Below are 14,904 nucleotides of genomic sequence, written 5' to 3'. Positions count from 1 at the left end.
AGGTCCCACATTGGATCTCCATGCTTCAGATAGAGCTCAGGCTGCCCGTCCTTCACTCCGGCGCCAACGCCAGTTGCAACGGCAAGCGCGCCATGCTCGTGCTCTTCAACGAGCCCAGGTACAACCAGTCGCCATACTCCCGCGCGGTGGTAATCGGTGAGTAGTTGCCTGCGCTGCCATCCTGCAAATTGGCGATGACCTTGCCGTTGGTATCCAACCCCAGCACAAAGGCTTTGCGCTCGATGGGCTTGGGCACGACCATCAGTGCACGCACCATCACTTTGCGCAGCAGCGGGTAGCCGGCAAAGCTGTCCAGCAATGGATTGCGCGGTGAATAGAGCGCCACCCAGAAGCGGTCCTGGCCGTTGAAACTCAGGTTGTCCGGCAGGCCTGGCAGGTTGTCGATAAACAGGTCGTGGCTGCCGGCGCGTTCGCCTTTGAGCCAGTAGCGGCTGATGCGATAGGCGCCGGTTTCATTCACCAGTACGTAGCGTTCGTCCGGGCCCAGGGCGACGCCGTTGGCAAATTGCAGTTGGTCGAGCAACACCTCGGTGCGGCCATTGCTGAAGTCGTAACGCAGCAGCCGACCATCACCGCCATGCTCGATCACGGCTTCGCCATCCTGGCCATACCCCCAGCGGCTCGATGCGTCGCTGAAATAGGCATAGCGGCCACTGGCGTCCACGATGACGTCATCGGTAAAACCGAAGGGCACGCCATCGGCGCCGGTGCTCAGGGAGGTGAGTTGGCGGTTGGCATCCAGTGCGAGCAGACCCTTCACGCCATCGGCAATGATCAAGCGCCCATCCGGGTGCAGCGCCAGCCCCAGCGGGCGTCCGCCCGTATTGGCGAGTACCTCAAGGTTGCGGCTGTCGGGGGAGGTGCGGATGATGCGCCCATCCTGCAGGCCGCTGATGAGAAAACCCTGGGCATCCAACAGCAACGCCTCCGGCCCGGCGATGTCCTGGGCGCCGATTTTCTGCACGCCCTTGAGGCGTTGGTTCTCGGCGAAAGGGCCTTCTTTCATCGATGGCGCTTTGGGCGGCGCCCAGTTCACCGGTTGTACCTTGGTCGGCATCAGCAGCAAAAAGGCGACCACCGCCAGCAGCAACACAAACAGCAGATGGCGCAGTTTTTTTGGACGGGTACTCATGACGATTCCTGATTGTCGTTGGGGCTCATAGCGTTTTTGGGTGGTGACTGAGCTTAGCCCGCCTTCAGGATCGCGCTAGTTCACTGCCCGTTTCACATCAGTGGATCCCAGCGTTGTGACCAGTCACCTTCGGCCTTGACCACATCGCGCAGTAACGCCAATGCCTGCTGCAACACCGCCGAATCCCGCGCCCTTGAATACACCAGGAAGGTCGGGAAGCTGAACTCCGGCGCCTTGGACACACGCTGCATCACACCGCTGTCCAAGTAGCTTTGCACTACCCGCGTGCGGAAATAGCCAGCGCCGCCATTTTCGAGGATGTACTGCAAGGCCAATGGCCCCAGGTTGAAGCTCACCGCAGCCCGGGCCTTGTCGGGCAGGGCGGCGTCGTGTTGCTGGCGAAAGCCCGGCCCCCAGTCGATGTAGACGTACGGCGCCGGCTTGCTGACCAATTGCACCAGGATCAGTTTTTCTTCCAGTACCTGTTCCACCTGCAACCCCGGCCAGTATTGCGGCTGGAACACCAGCGCCGCGTCGAGCACGCCCAGTTCCAGCTGGCGCAACAGGTAGTCGCCTTCACGCACTTCGGTGCGCAGCGCGTGGCCCGGAATGTGTTCGCGCAGCGCCTTGGCCCACCCGAGCATCAACGGGTTGCACAGGCTGACCTCACCGCCGATGTGCAGCACATTGCGATAGCCATCGGGCAACGGCAGGTCACGCCGCGCGGCTTCCCAGGTTTGCAGCAACTGGTTGGCATACACCACGAAGGCCTCGCCGTCGGCGGTCAGGCGTGCGCCGGCGCGGTTGCGGATAAACAGCGTACTGCCCAGTTGGCTTTCCAGGCTTTTGACCCGTGCGGTGATGGCGGTCTGGGTGACGTGAAGTTTCTCAGCGGCCGCCGCCAGGCTGCCGCAACGGGTGATTTCGAGAAAGGTGCGTGCCAGTTCGATGTCCATGAAGACCCCTGGGGATGAATGGGGGCATTGTAGAACTGATCACGCAGAAGCGGGGATTGGCAGGCGACTCCATCGGCGCGCTACTCCCAACCGTCTGGGTCAAGACAGCGAGTTGACCGTGGCGGCTGTCTGCCATACGCCAGGAAGTCGCCCACCCAGCGGTTGATGCAGCCGCCGGCGTCCGGTCTTGCGGGATCCTTGAGGCGCAGTTGTTCGACCTGGGATGCAGCTGTCGTGCTGTGTTCAGCGTTGAGCAGCACCATGCGTGCGACACGCTCTGGATACAGCGCACTGTAACGGCTGCCCAACCGCGTGCCATCGGCGTTACCCAGATAGAGCAGTTGTGCGTCCCCCAGTTGGGCACGTACGAACTCCATGTCCCGTGCGGCGTGTTCTACGCCGTTCTGTTGGCTGAGGTCACGAGGGCTGAGCTCGATGACGTCATAACGGTTGACCAGCTTGCGATACGCTTGTGTGGCATAGGATTCCCAGCGGGTGGCCAGGTGAATCACGAAGGTGCCCTGGTTGTTGGGCGCGGTATCGCCGGCCTGGGTGAACACCACTCCCTCGCGGCTCAACGGCTCGCGGGCGCCGACGCGGGTCAGGTGCAGGCGCAGGGTGCCTTGCCGAGGCGCGGCGTAGTTGCGCGGTACGGTCACGACGCCGCACTGGGTGCGTGACACCACGTTGGGGTCCAGCCGTTCGAGGGTGGGGAGGGGGCAGTCCAGCAGCCAATCGATGGCGGTGGGTTGGATCAGTGATGCGGTATGGCCAATGTTTACCATCAAGCACAGACAGCCACACGCGAGGTGTTTTGCAATCGTCATCAAGAGGTCCTGGGCAGCCGTGTGATAACGGCTTTTTTACCAAGGACCTTGGTTCGAGGAATGTAGGGGAAGAACGTGGGTTGCGTAGGAAACTGGAGTTTTGTTTATCGGATATCGGTTTTCCAACCGCCACCCAGTGCCTTGTACAACGCAATGCTGGCCTGCAGGCGCGCCAGGCGCAGTTGCACGTTCAGGTCCTGGGCAGCGTACAGCGTGCGTTGGGTTTCGAGCACCGTGAGCAAGTCCTCGGCGCCGGCCTGGTAGCGGCTTTCGGCGATCTGGAAGGCAGCCTGGGCCTGTTGCAATTCATCCGTTTGCCAATGACGCTGCTGGTCCAGCCGCGTGATGCTGCTGAGGGTTTTTTCCACATCGGCAAAACCGTTGATGATCGCACCGCGGTAGGCGTACAGCAGCTCATCCTGGCGTGCTCGGGCCTTGTCGCGCTCGGCGCTTAAACGGCCGTTGTTGAAGATCGGCCCCACCAGGCCGGCCGTCAGCGTGTAGTAGGGGCTGCGCAGGATGTCCACGGCCTTGTAGGCGTCGGAGCCCAGTGTGGCGCCGAGGGTCAGGGCTGGCAGCATGGCCGCTCGGGCCACGGTGACATTCGCCTGCGCGGCTGCCAGCTCGGCCTCGGCCTTGGCAATATCGGGTCGGCGGCTGAGCAACTGGCTGGGCATGCCGGCGTCGATGGTTGGCCACGTCATGGCCTGGAAGGGCTCTGCACCCAGGTCCAGGTTTTGCACCGGCTGGCCGAGAAGCGCCGCGAGGGTGATCTGGGCGTCTTCGGCCAGTTGCTGAATCAAGGGCAATTGGCGCCGCTGGCTGGCGACCAGGCTTTTCTGTTGGGCCAGTTCCAGCGCCGTGGCGGAGCCGGCGTCGTAGCGGGTCTGCACCAGGTCGAGCACGTTGCGGGCATTGGCCAGGTTCAGCTCGGCGATCTGCTGGCGCTGGCGCGCGGCCAGGGTTTGCGCGTAGCGGTCGGCCACGTTGCTGAGCAAGGTCAGTTCCACGGTGGCCTGGTCGAATTCGCTGGCCCGCAGCCCTTGCAGCGCGCTGTCGCGGGCGGCAGCACGTCCACCCCAGAAATCCACTTCGTAACTGGCCGCCAGGCTGGCGCCGAAATTGTCCACCGCGTCATCGCTCGGCGAAGCGTCCAGGTCCGGCCCGCCCTGGCCGTGCAGCAATTTCTGATGGCTGGTGGTGAGGTCGAACTTCACCTCGGGCAACAGCGGCGCCCCGGCGATCACCGCGCTGGCCTGGGCCTGGCGCACGCGGGCCATGGCGGCGGCCACGTCGACGCTGTCACGCCGGGCCTGCTCGACCAGCCGGTTCAACTGCGGGCTGCCGAATTGCGTCCACCAGCGCTGGTTGGTGGCCTGGGCCGCGTCGCGCTCGGCGAATTGCCAGGCGGCCGGTGGCGCAATGCCGCTGTCCACCGAGGGCGGATCGCCGGCGCAGGCATTGAGCAGCAGGCACAGGCTGAGCAGGGACAGCTGCGAGGGGATGGATCGTTTATTCACTGGTCAATGCCTTAACCGGATCGAGCCGGGCAGCTTTACGGGCCGGCATAAAGCCGAATACGACGCCGGTGACCAGCGCGCAACCAAATGCGCCCAGCACCGCCACCAGGGAAAATTGCACCGCCACCTTGGCCAGCACCAATACGCCGCCCACCAGCAGCGCCAGGGCAATGCCGCACAGACCGCCGACCACCGAAAGCATCACCGCCTCGGTCAGGAACTGGCGCAGGATGTCGCGTTGGCGTGCACCGGTGGCCATGCGGATGCCGATTTCACGGGTGCGCTCGCGCACGGTCATCAGCATGATGTTCATCACGCCGATGCCGCCCACCAGCAAGGAAATCGCCGCAATCGAGCCAAGCATCAGCGACAGGGTGTTCTGGGTCCGGGCCTCGGCCTGGATCATTGCGGCGTTGTTGGTCAACTCGTAGTCGTGTGTGCCGTTGTGCAGCTTCTGCATCAGTTGGTCGATGGCCACTTCGGCGTCGTGGACCCTGCCCGCGTCGGCGGCGGCGATCACCACGTATTCGGGGTCGTAGCTGCCAAACAAACGCACGCTGGCGGCGGTGTAGGGGATGGCGATGCGGTCGTCACTGTCCTTGTCGCCGGAGGCGGCGCCTTTTTCCGCCAGCACGCCGATCACCTGGAACGGTACGTTCTCGATCAAGATGTATTGCCCGATCGGATTGACCTGGCCCTTGAACAGCTTTTCGCGGATACGGTGGCCGATCACGGCGACCGTGGCCCCGCTGCGCTCGTCGGCGGTGGTGAAGTAACTGCCCTCGACCACCGGCCAGTTGAAAATGTCCGGAAAATTGGTGTCGTTGCCGCCCACATACGCCATGTAATCGACGTTGCCATAGCGCACACCCGCCTTGCTGCCATTGACCGGCATGATGCGCTTGACCTGCGGCAGCGCGGCCAGTGCCTGGACGTCATTGAGGGTGACCACGCCCAGTGGCGCGCGTGGGTTGGGCGACGCGCCGCTCAGATAGAGAATGTTGGAACCGAACGCGCCCATCTGCGCCATGACCTGGCGCTTGCTGCCTTCGCCGACGGCGAGCATCACCACCACGGATGCCACGCCGATGATGATCCCCAGCAAGGTCAGTGCGGTGCGGAAACGGTTTATCCACATCACGCGCCAGGCGGCTTGCACAGCGTCCAGCACTTCGGCTCTCCACGCGCCGTTATGCTCGGCGCCGTCGATCAGGCGTTGACGCAGGTCCACGGCTTGCAGGGCGCCGTTGGCGGCGGGCGGGGCGGTAGCATTGTCGTCGGCCGAGTCGCTGATGATCAGGCCATCACGGATCTCGATGATGCGGTTGGCCCGTGCTGCGACTTCGCGGTCGTGGGTGATCAGGATCACCACGTGGCCCTGGCTGGCCAGCTCGTCCAGCAGGGTCATCACCTCGGCGCCGCTATGGCTGTCGAGGGCGCCAGTGGGTTCGTCGGCGAGAATGATGTGGCCGCCGTTCATCAGCGCGCGGGCGATGGACACCCGCTGCTGCTGGCCGCCGGACAGTTGATGGGGACGGTTGCCGGTACGCTCGGCCAGGCCCAGGCGGGTCAGCAGCGCGTTGGCTCGCGCGTGGCGCTCGGCCGCGCTGATACCGGCGTAGATCGCCGGCATCTCGACGTTCTCCTGGGCCGAACCCGAGGGGATCAAGTGATAGCCCTGAAACACAAAACCAAAGGCTTCGCGGCGCAGCCAGGCCAGTTCGTCACTGTCCAGGTGAGCGACGTTTTCCCCGGCGAACAGGTAGTCCCCCACCGTGGGGCGATCGAGGCAGCCGAGGATGTTCATCAGCGTGGACTTGCCGGAGCCGGAAGCGCCGACGATGGCGACGAATTCCCCAGCATGGATCGACAGGTCGATGCCGCGCAACACGTCCACCTGCGGGCTGTCGCCACCGCCGTAGGACTTGCGGATGTTCTTGAGTTCGATCAGGGGCGTGGTCACCTCAACCCCCACTGCCAGCAGCCGGGCCGATCAACAGGTGGTCGCCTTCGCTCAGGCCGCCGAGCACCTGGACCCGCAGACGATCACTGATGCCCAGTTGCACCTCGCGTTCCTCGATGCGGCCGTTCTCCATCACCACGCGGGCGATCTGCTTATCGGCGTTGCTGGTGCCCAGCAGGGCGGCAACCGGCGCGGTGAGGGCGTCCTTGACCTGTCCTGCGACAAAAAACACCTGGGTGGTCATTTCGGCCATCAAGGCGTTGTCGCCGTTGTCCACATCCAGCAGTACGGTGTACAGCACCACGCGGCCGGTGCCGCTTTTGCTGGAGCTGTTGGGACTGCCGCTGCCCTGGGTTTCGTTCAAGGGTTTGGGCGGGATCGGCAGGATCTGCCGCACGGTGCTGGCCCAGCGGCGGTTGCCGCCGCTCAGTGTGGTGAAGTAGGCCGTCATGCCGGGTTTGACGTGGCCGATGTCGGCCTCCGAGACTTCGGCCCACACGGTCATCGGCGACAACTTGGCGATGCGCAGGATCAACGGCGTCTGCTGCTGGGCATTGAGGGTCTGGCCGACCCGTGCGTCGACGGCGACCACGGTGCCGGTCATCGGCGCGTAGATGCGTGTATAGCCCAGCTCCGCTTCGTCACTGCGCAGGCTGGCCTGGGCCTGGAGGATCTGCGCCTGGAACATATCGACACGGGCCTGGGTGGCGCTCAGTTCGGCCTTGGCGGTTTGCACATCTTCCTCGCGGGTGGCGTTGCCCGCGACCAGGCGCTGCTGGCGCTGGTACTTCTGGCGCGCCAGTTCGTGCAGGGCCTTCTGTTCCTGCAACTGCGCCTTGAGGTTTTCGATGGCGTAGCGGCTGGCATCGAGCTTGGCTTTTTGCGTCGAGGGATCGATCTCTACCAGCAATTGGCCTTCCTGCACCTGATCGCCGGCTTCAACGTGGATCTTGCGGATTTGCCCGGACGCCTGGGCGCCCACGTCCACGTAACGACGCGGCTGCAAGGTGCCCAGGGCCGTCACGCTGTTTTCGATATTGCCGCGGGTCACGGTGACGGTGGTCAGGGTGTCACGGCCGGGCGGCAGGACCTGCCAGGCGGCGACGGCGATGACGGGAATCAGGCACGCCACAACTAGCAGGGCGCGTCGGGCAGGTCGAGGGCGTTTCATGCTTAGGTTCCAGCCAGGAAAGTTCGGAGCGCAGTTGCGCAGAGCTGACAGTTAAACGAGAGAAACACGTGGGGATTTAGGCTGTTACACACCGTGAAACACGTCTGCCGGGTAAAAAAAACGACCGATGGCGCAAGACTTGTTTAAAAGTAGATGAGAATTACTATAAATTGCACGCACCCAAACTGCCATTACGCAGTGGGTTGTCATTTTTCAGGTACTCAAGGAACGGATATCGCCCTTCTGCGGCGGTCGGGAGTCATGTTGGAAAACTACTATCGCGAGCTGGTGTGTTTCCTCAACGCCAAGCTGGGCAACCGTCAGGTGGCCGAAGATGTGGTGCATGACGCTTACGTTCGGGTACTGGAACGATCTAGCGCCGTCCCCATCGACCAGCCCCGCGCGTTTTTGTACCGCACCGCGCTGAACCTGGTGATCGACGGCCATCGGCGCAATGTGCTGCGCCAGTACGAACCGCTGGAAATACTCGACAGCGAAGAACGCTTTTCCCCCGGTTCCCCCCACGCCAGCCACGACCAGGACCAGCGCCTGGAGCTGCTTGAGCGTGCCCTGGCCGAGTTGCCGAAAGCCTGTCGCGACAGCTTCCTGCTGCGCAAGCTCGACGGCATGACCCACCTGCAGATTGCCGAGCGCCTCGGTATTTCCCGCGCCCTTGTGGAAAAACATATCGTCAACGCCATGAAGCACTGCCGGGTGCGGATGCGCGAGTGGGAAGCACACTGATCGCTGATCAGTTAAATTTTATTTCACTGTCCTCGTTTCCTATCAACACATGACCTGTTGTACAGGTCTTGAAGGTATTCCTGCCCCATCGCCAAGGGGCTTATCCAGAGGACACTGGAATGACACAGGCAATTGCTTCGCCCGCGGTTCACGACCTTATCGGTATCGGTTTTGGCCCATCGAACCTGGCGCTGGCCATCGCCCTGCAGGAACGAGAGAAAACCCAGGGCAAACTGGACGCGCTGTTTCTCGACAAGCAGGCCGACTACCGCTGGCACGGCAATACCCTGGTAACCCAGAGCGAACTGCAGATTTCGTTCCTCAAGGACCTGGTGACCCTGCGCAACCCCACCAGCCCTTACTCGTTCGTCAATTACCTGAAGGCCCACGACCGCCTGGTCGACTTCATCAACCTGGGCACCTTTTACCCGTGCCGCATGGAGTACAACGACTACCTGCGCTGGGTCGCGGCGCAGTTCCAGGGCCAGGGCCGTTATGGCGAGGAAGTGCTCGCGATCGAACCGATCCTGCATCAGCAGCAGGTTGAAGCACTGCGCGTGATTTCCCGCGACGCCCACGGCGAGCAGCATGTGCGCACCACGCGCTCGGTCGTGGTCAGCGCCGGTGGTACGCCACGGGTGCCGGAGGCGTTCAAGGGGCTCAGGGACGACCATCGCGTATTCCATCACTCCCAGTACCTGGCACGCATGGCGCAACAACCCTGTGTGGACAGCAAGGCGATGCGCATCGCGATCATCGGCGGTGGCCAGAGCGCGGCCGAAGCCTTTATCGACCTCAATGACAGCTACCCGTCGGTGCAGGTCGACATGATCCTGCGCGGTTCGGCGCTCAAGCCCGCCGATGACAGCCCGTTCGTCAACGAGGTGTTCTCGCCGGCCTTTACCGACCTGGTGTTCCAACAAGTGGGGGCCGAGCGCGAGCGTCTTGTCGCCGAGTACCAGAACACCAATTACTCGGTGGTGGACCTGGACCTGATCGAGCGTATCTACGGAATTCTCTACCGCCAGAAAGTCTCCGGCATCGCGCGTCACGCCTTCCGCACCATGACCGTGGTGGAAAAAGCGCTGGCCGGTCCGCTGGGTATCGAATTGACCCTGCGCAACTCTGCCACCGGTGACATCACCGTCAATCATTACGACGCCGTGGTGCTGGCCACCGGCTACGAGCGCCAGATGCACCGCGAACTGCTGGCACCTCTGGAAGCGTATATGGGCGATTTCGAAGTGGCCCGCGACTACCGCATCGTCACCGACGAGCGCTGCAAGGCTGGTATCTATATCCAGGGCTTCAGCCAGGCCAGCCATGGTTTGAGCGACACCTTGCTGTCGATTCTGCCGATTCGTGCCGATGAAATTGCCGCATCGTTGTACGAAAACGACCGTAGCCGAGGCAAGGGGCGTTCGGTGAAGGACCTGCTGCTGGCCACTGCCAGCTGACAGGCTGCACTTGTGACCCGGAGGGTCGCCTGATACTGTACAAAAAACCAGTATCGGTAGCCCTTCATGCAGTTGATCGAAAAACTCAGCATCCTCGCCGACGCCGCCAAGTACGACGCTTCGTGCGCCAGCAGTGGCGCGCCCAAGCGCAGTTCGGAGGGCAAGGCTGGGCTGGGCTCCACTGATGGCATGGGCATCTGCCACAGCTATACGCCCGACGGCCGCTGCGTGTCGCTGCTCAAGGTGCTGCTCACCAACTTCTGTCTATACGACTGCCAATACTGCGTCAATCGCCGCTCCAGCGACGTGCCCCGCGCGCGTTTCAGCCCGGAGGAGGTGGTCACCCTGACCCTGGACTTCTACAAGCGCAATTGCGTCAGCGGGCTGTTCCTCAGCTCCGGCATCATCCGTTCGTCCGACTACACCATGGAGCAACTGGTGCGGGTGGCGAAACTGCTGCGTGAAGAGCATGACTTTCGCGGCTATATCCACCTCAAGACCATCCCCGACGCCGACCCGGCGCTTATCGCCGAGGCCGGGCGCTATGCCGACCGGCTGAGCGTGAACATCGAACTGCCCACCGAGGCCAGCCTGAACACCCTGGCGCCGGAAAAACAGATCGTCACGATCAAGCAGGCCATGCAGACCATCTACACCGGCGAGCAGACGGTGCTCAACGAACCCCGCGCCCCACGTTTCGCCCCGGCCGGGCAGAGCACGCAGATGATCGTCGGCGCCGACGACACCGATGACAGCACCATCCTTCACGGCGCCGAGGCGCTGTATGGCAACTTCAAGCTGCGCCGTGTGTATTACTCGGCGTTCAGCCCCATCCCCAACAGCCCGAAAAGCGTGCCCCTCGCCGCGCCGCCCTTGATGCGCGAGCACCGTTTGTACCAGGCGGATTTCCTGCTGCGCAGCTACGGCTTCAGTGCCAATGAATTATTTGAAGGCCCCGGCCATCTGGCGCTGGATATCGACCCCAAGCTGGCCTGGGCCCTGGAGCATCGCGAGGTGTTTCCCCTCGACCTCAATCGCGCCGAACCGACCCTGATCGCACGCATCCCCGGCATCGGCCTGCGCACCACGCAACGCCTGGTGGACCTGCGCCGTGAACGCAAGATCCGCTTCGAAGACCTGGCGCGCATGCGCTGTGTGCTGGCCAAGGCCAAGCCGTTTTTCATCACCAGCGACTACCACCCGCAGCAAGCCGACAGCACCAGCGTGCTGCTGCGCGAACAACTGCGTGACCGCCCGCAACCGCAACAGATGGGGTTGTGGGGATGATCAGCCTGGAATGCGACAACCTGTTCAGCACCTGGCGCGAGCAAGCCCGCTGGCTGCTCAGCCATCAGGTCGACCCCAGCCAGGTGAGCTGGGGCGAGGCCGAAGTGGCGGACCTGTTCGCCACTGACGAAGCGATCCCTGAAGGTCTCGGCCCTTACCAGGCGCGCATTCCCAAGGCGCTGATCGAGCTGCTGGAGTCGGCGGCCTGCTATCACGGAGACCAGCGCTGGAGCCTGCTGTATGAAGTGCTATGGCGCGTCAGCCATGGCGACCGCACGGCGATGCTGGCGGGGGACAAGCTGGGCAGCGAATTGCAGCGGCGTATCAAGCAGGTCAGCCGTGAAGCCCACCACCTGCATGCGTTTGTGCGGTTCATTGCGTTGCCTGCAGAGGCGGGCCCTGAGTTGCCGGAATATGTGGCCTGGCATGAGCCGGCCCACGACATTTTGAAATCGGCCAGCCAGCACTTTGTCGGGCGTATGGGGCGACATCGGTGGATGATCGCCACCCCGCTGGATGGGGTGTATTACGACGGTGAACAGCTGATTCATCAGCGCGAGTGCCCCGAGGCATGGCAGCAGTTGGCGCAGAATGTCGAAGACCCGCACAGCGCTATGTGGCTGACCTACTACAGCCACATTTTCAATCCGGCGCGGTTGAACCCCAAGGTGATGGAAGGGCACTTGCCGAGTCGGTTCTGGAAGAACTTGCCCGAGGGCAAGTTGATACCGGGGTTGATCAGCGAGGCGCGTACGGGCAAACAGAAGGATGGGCAGGCGAAGTTGGTTGGCACTAAGCCGGGAAAACGGATTTCGAGCAGGCACGGTTGAAAGTGGGGAATGGGTATCTACACAATTTCCAGTGGATGCTGAATCTATGGCCAATGGGCTGTTGTGGTGAGCGCGCTGAACACAGAGTTATGTATCAGCCTTCAAGAGTTGTGTAGATACCCATGGCCATCGGGGGCAAGCCCCCTCCCACATGGGACCTCGGGTATTTGGGGGAGTGGGGTCAGGTCAGTTCGGTCGCGGTGTTTTTAACCACTGCCAACTCCGGGTGCGCCACCAACTTATCGATGTGCAACTCATCATTGTTCAACCAGGTCTCCGTCAGCACCCGGTAATGCTCCATGTCCCGGCAACGCATGCGCAGGCTGTAGTCAAACGGCCCGCTGATCAATTGGCATTCGAACACCTGGGGACAGGCCTTGACGCAGGCTTCGAAGGCCTTTTGCGCCGAGCGCCCGCTTTGGTTGGACAAGGCCACGAGCACCAGCAACGACAGCCCTGGCGAGACCATCTGCACATCGATGATCGCCCCATACCCACGGATCACCCCACGGCGCTCCAGCTTGCGCACTCGCTCCAGGCAGGGTCTGGGGGTGAGGTGCACCAGTGACGAGAGCTTTTCGTAGGTGATGCGCCCCTGATGGCGCAGCACTTCGATGATTGCTTCATCGATGCGGTCCAGCGCGGGGGAGGTATGGGGTCCGTTGGCCTTGGTATCCATGGGTTTCACTTCAAACGATTGGAAAGAAATTGCTGCAAGCGCTCGCTCTTGGGGTGATCGAGGATCTCGGCGCCGCCGTGTTCCTCGACCCGGCCCTGGTGCAGGAACAGCACTTGGCTGGACACCTGGCGGGCAAAGCCCATCTCGTGGGTGACCATCAGCATGGTACGACCTTCCTCGGCCAACGTCTGTATGACTTTGAGGACTTCTCCTACAAGCTCAGGGTCGAGTGCGGACGTTGGCTCATCGAACAGAATGATTTCCGGCTCCATCGCCAACGCCCGCGCAATCGCCACGCGCTGTTGCTGGCCACCGGACAGGAACGCCGGGTATTGATCCGCGACGCGGCCGGGCAGACCGACCTTGTCCAGGTACATCCGTGCGCGCTTTTCTGCTTCAGCCGCACTGACGCCCAACACCCGGCGGGGCGCCATGGTGATGTTTTCCAGCACGGTCATGTGGCTCCACAGGTTGAAGTGCTGGAACACCATGGCCAGGCGCGTGCGCAGGTTTTGCAATTGCGCTTGATGCGGCGCACGGGTGCCGGCGCGGCCTTGCTGCATTTCGATGCTGATGCCGTCCAGGGTGATCACCCCGGCGTCGGGCTGTTCCAGAAAGTTGATGCAACGCAGCATCGTACTTTTGCCGGAACCACTGGCGCCAATCAGGCTGATTACATCGCCTTGGCGGGCGTTGAGCGAAACCCCTTTGAGCACTTCGTGCTCGCCGTAGCGTTTATGAATGCCTTCAACTTGCAGCTTGATCGCAGCGGTTGCGGTGTTGGCAGTGGGTTCGTCAACAGGATAAGTGGCCAGGGCCTGCGCGGACTGATTCATGGGTTAGCCTCGGGTAAGAACAAGAAAACGCATCCAGCGACGTTCGGCCAGTCGAAACAGGCCCACCAGTGCAAAGGACAGCAACATGTACAGCAGCGCGGCGATGCCGAAGGCCTGGAACGTCAGGAACGTCTCGGCATTGGCGTCGCGGGCCACTTTGAGGATATCGGCGACGGTGGCGGTGAACGCCAGCGACGTGGCGTGCAGCATCAGGATCATTTCATTGCTGTAGGCCGGCAACGCACGGCGCAACGCGGCAGGCACCACCACAAACAGGTTCAAGCGCCAGCCGTGCAGGCCATAGGCGCGGGCGGCTTCGATCTCGCCGTGGGGGATATTGCGGATGGCTCCGGCGAAAATTTCCACGGTGTAGGCGCAGGTGTTCAGCACAAAGGCCAGCAAAGTGCAGTTCAGCGCGTTGCGGAAAAACTGATTGAGCAGTGCGTTGTCCTGTACCACGTCCAGGCTGTACAGCCCGGTGTAGCAAATCAGCAGTTGGATATACAGCGGCGTGCCGCGAAACAGGTAGGTGTAGACCTCCACCGGCCAGCGCAGCCAGAAGTGCTCCGAGACCCTAGCCAACGCCAGGGGAATCGACAGAACGAAACCCACCACCACCGAAATGATGAACAGCCAAAGCGTCATGGCCACGCCGGACAAGCCCGCGCCATCACTGAACAAGTAGGCCAGGCCGTATTGCTGGAACAGTTCGATCATCGCGCCATCCCCTTGATGCCGAGGTTGTAGCGCCGTTCGAGGCGCTTGAAGATGCGGTTGGAGAGGGTGGTGATCACCAGGTAGACCAGGCCGGCGAGGATCAGGAAGTACAGCGGCTCGTTGGTGGTCTTGCCAGCGTTTTGCGCGGCCTTGACCAGGTCCGACAGGCCGATGATCGACACCAGCGCCGTGGACTTGAGCAGCACCAGCCAGTTATTGCCCAGGCCCGGCAGGGCGAAGCGCATCAACTGCGGGAAGAGCACCAGGTGAAACCGCTGCCAGCGGCTCAGGCCATAGGCAGTAGCGGCTTCCAGTTGGCCGACCGGCACACTGAGGATCGCGCCACGGAAGTTTTCGGTGAAATACGCGCCGTAGATAAACCCAAGGGTAATCACCCCGGCGGTAAACGGGTCGATTTCAAAATAGGCCCAGCCAAAGCTTTCGGTCAGGTCGTTGAGCCACAGTTGCAGGCTGTAGAAAATCAGCAGGATCAGCACCAGGTCCGGCACGCTGCGGATCAGCGTGGTGTACAGCGTGGCCGGCACCCGCAGCCAGTTGGCGCGGGACAGCTTGGCGCCGGCGGCAAGCAGGCCGAGGGTGAGGCTCAGGGCCAGCGCGAGGAACGCCAGTTTGAGCGTCATCCAGGCACCCTGGGCCAGCATGGGGCCGTAGCCTTGCAGGTTGAGGAGGTCGTTCATGGGGAGAAATCTCTAAAGGCGCAGATATTCCCCTGCGGGCCCGGCTTGTGGGGGAGGGCGCAAGCC

Annotated in this window: 14 protein-coding genes; 4 read left to right on the top strand and 10 right to left on the bottom strand. The window is 62.5% G+C overall.

Going from position 1 to position 14,904, the window contains the following annotated elements; genetic code table 11:
• Window positions 1–52: 52 nt before the first annotated feature.
• The 6 genes from NDJ82_RS01345 to NDJ82_RS01320 form a co-directional block, all read right to left on the bottom strand.
• Window positions 53–1,153, bottom strand: a complete 1,101-nt coding sequence (locus tag NDJ82_RS01345; protein WP_158878902.1) for an SMP-30/gluconolactonase/LRE family protein — start codon at window positions 1,151–1,153, stop codon at window positions 53–55.
• Between the two features lie 92 nt (window positions 1,154–1,245).
• Window positions 1,246–2,109: a LysR family transcriptional regulator gene (locus NDJ82_RS01340; protein WP_099586592.1), complete on the bottom strand. Its 864-nt coding sequence runs from the start codon at window positions 2,107–2,109 to the stop codon at window positions 1,246–1,248.
• An 80-nt stretch (window positions 2,110–2,189) separates the two neighbouring features.
• Window positions 2,190–2,936, bottom strand: a complete 747-nt coding sequence (locus NDJ82_RS01335; protein ID WP_191946413.1) for an alpha/beta fold hydrolase — start codon at window positions 2,934–2,936, stop codon at window positions 2,190–2,192.
• Between the two features lie 104 nt (window positions 2,937–3,040).
• Window positions 3,041–4,456, bottom strand: coding sequence for an efflux transporter outer membrane subunit (locus tag NDJ82_RS01330; protein WP_250924804.1), 1,416 nt, complete (start codon window positions 4,454–4,456; stop codon window positions 3,041–3,043).
• Entirely contained in the window at window positions 4,449–6,419 is a 1,971-nt protein-coding gene (locus NDJ82_RS01325) for a MacB family efflux pump subunit (RefSeq protein WP_112196975.1), read from the bottom strand. Before NDJ82_RS01325 ends, NDJ82_RS01330 begins: the two co-directional genes overlap by 8 nt.
• 1 nt (window position 6,420) lies before the next feature.
• Window positions 6,421–7,590, bottom strand: a complete 1,170-nt coding sequence (locus tag NDJ82_RS01320) for an efflux RND transporter periplasmic adaptor subunit (RefSeq protein WP_099586595.1) — start codon at window positions 7,588–7,590, stop codon at window positions 6,421–6,423.
• A gap of 261 nt (window positions 7,591–7,851) precedes the next feature.
• Between NDJ82_RS01320 and NDJ82_RS01315 the strand changes: the two genes are divergently transcribed.
• From NDJ82_RS01315 to NDJ82_RS01300, 4 genes are all read left to right on the top strand, one after another.
• On the top strand, window positions 7,852–8,334 hold the full coding sequence (locus NDJ82_RS01315; protein ID WP_099586596.1) for a sigma-70 family RNA polymerase sigma factor: 483 nt from the start codon (window positions 7,852–7,854) through the stop codon (window positions 8,332–8,334).
• A 119-nt stretch (window positions 8,335–8,453) separates the two neighbouring features.
• Complete coding sequence (locus tag NDJ82_RS01310) at window positions 8,454–9,791, top strand: lysine N(6)-hydroxylase/L-ornithine N(5)-oxygenase family protein (RefSeq protein WP_099586597.1); 1,338 nt, start codon at window positions 8,454–8,456, stop codon at window positions 9,789–9,791.
• Between the two features lie 66 nt (window positions 9,792–9,857).
• Window positions 9,858–11,078 carry a putative DNA modification/repair radical SAM protein gene (locus NDJ82_RS01305; RefSeq protein ID WP_099586598.1) on the top strand — a complete coding sequence of 407 codons (1,221 nt, stop codon included), beginning with the start codon at window positions 9,858–9,860 and terminating at the stop codon, window positions 11,076–11,078.
• Window positions 11,075–11,908, top strand: coding sequence for a TIGR03915 family putative DNA repair protein (locus NDJ82_RS01300; RefSeq protein ID WP_112196038.1), 834 nt, complete (start codon window positions 11,075–11,077; stop codon window positions 11,906–11,908). The genes NDJ82_RS01305 and NDJ82_RS01300 overlap by 4 nt, the downstream gene beginning before the upstream one ends.
• A gap of 181 nt (window positions 11,909–12,089) precedes the next feature.
• Here NDJ82_RS01300 and NDJ82_RS01295 read toward each other — a convergent pair whose 3' ends face one another.
• From NDJ82_RS01295 to NDJ82_RS01280, 4 genes are read right to left on the bottom strand one after another with little or no spacing between them, the layout of a single operon-like run.
• Window positions 12,090–12,587, bottom strand: coding sequence for an Lrp/AsnC family transcriptional regulator (locus tag NDJ82_RS01295; RefSeq protein WP_099586600.1), 498 nt, complete (start codon window positions 12,585–12,587; stop codon window positions 12,090–12,092).
• Window positions 12,588–12,592: 5 nt separating this feature from the next.
• Window positions 12,593–13,423 carry an ABC transporter ATP-binding protein gene (locus NDJ82_RS01290; RefSeq protein WP_244653863.1) on the bottom strand — a complete coding sequence of 277 codons (831 nt, stop codon included), beginning with the start codon at window positions 13,421–13,423 and terminating at the stop codon, window positions 12,593–12,595.
• Window positions 13,424–13,426: 3 nt separating this feature from the next.
• On the bottom strand, window positions 13,427–14,140 hold the full coding sequence (locus NDJ82_RS01285) for an ABC transporter permease (RefSeq protein ID WP_250924803.1): 714 nt from the start codon (window positions 14,138–14,140) through the stop codon (window positions 13,427–13,429).
• A complete protein-coding gene (locus NDJ82_RS01280) occupies window positions 14,137–14,838 on the bottom strand; it encodes an ABC transporter permease (RefSeq protein ID WP_112196037.1) in 702 nt (233 codons plus the stop codon). Before NDJ82_RS01280 ends, NDJ82_RS01285 begins: the two co-directional genes overlap by 4 nt.
• Between the last annotated feature and the right edge of the window lie 66 nt (window positions 14,839–14,904).

The sequence above is a fragment of the Pseudomonas sp. SR18 genome, from assembly GCF_023701505.1.
GTDB lineage: Bacteria > Pseudomonadota > Gammaproteobacteria > Pseudomonadales > Pseudomonadaceae > Aquipseudomonas > Aquipseudomonas cyclaminis.
This window is presented reverse-complemented; position numbering and strand designations above follow the sequence as displayed.

Coding starts and splice junctions, on each gene's coding strand:
- NDJ82_RS01345 (WP_158878902.1), bottom strand. CDS start 1,153: ATGAGTACCCGTCCAAAAAAACTGCGCCATCTGCTGTTTGTGTTGCTG.
- NDJ82_RS01340 (WP_099586592.1), bottom strand. CDS start 2,109: ATGGACATCGAACTGGCACGCACCTTTCTCGAAATCACCCGTTGCGGC.
- NDJ82_RS01335 (WP_191946413.1), bottom strand. CDS start 2,936: ATGACGATTGCAAAACACCTCGCGTGTGGCTGTCTGTGCTTGATGGTA.
- NDJ82_RS01320 (WP_099586595.1), bottom strand. CDS start 7,590: ATGAAACGCCCTCGACCTGCCCGACGCGCCCTGCTAGTTGTGGCGTGC.
- NDJ82_RS01315 (WP_099586596.1), top strand. CDS start 7,852: ATGTTGGAAAACTACTATCGCGAGCTGGTGTGTTTCCTCAACGCCAAG.
- NDJ82_RS01310 (WP_099586597.1), top strand. CDS start 8,454: ATGACACAGGCAATTGCTTCGCCCGCGGTTCACGACCTTATCGGTATC.
- NDJ82_RS01305 (WP_099586598.1), top strand. CDS start 9,858: ATGCAGTTGATCGAAAAACTCAGCATCCTCGCCGACGCCGCCAAGTAC.
- NDJ82_RS01300 (WP_112196038.1), top strand. CDS start 11,075: ATGATCAGCCTGGAATGCGACAACCTGTTCAGCACCTGGCGCGAGCAA.
- NDJ82_RS01295 (WP_099586600.1), bottom strand. CDS start 12,587: ATGGATACCAAGGCCAACGGACCCCATACCTCCCCCGCGCTGGACCGC.
- NDJ82_RS01290 (WP_244653863.1), bottom strand. CDS start 13,423: ATGAATCAGTCCGCGCAGGCCCTGGCCACTTATCCTGTTGACGAACCC.
- NDJ82_RS01285 (WP_250924803.1), bottom strand. CDS start 14,140: ATGATCGAACTGTTCCAGCAATACGGCCTGGCCTACTTGTTCAGTGAT.
- NDJ82_RS01280 (WP_112196037.1), bottom strand. CDS start 14,838: ATGAACGACCTCCTCAACCTGCAAGGCTACGGCCCCATGCTGGCCCAG.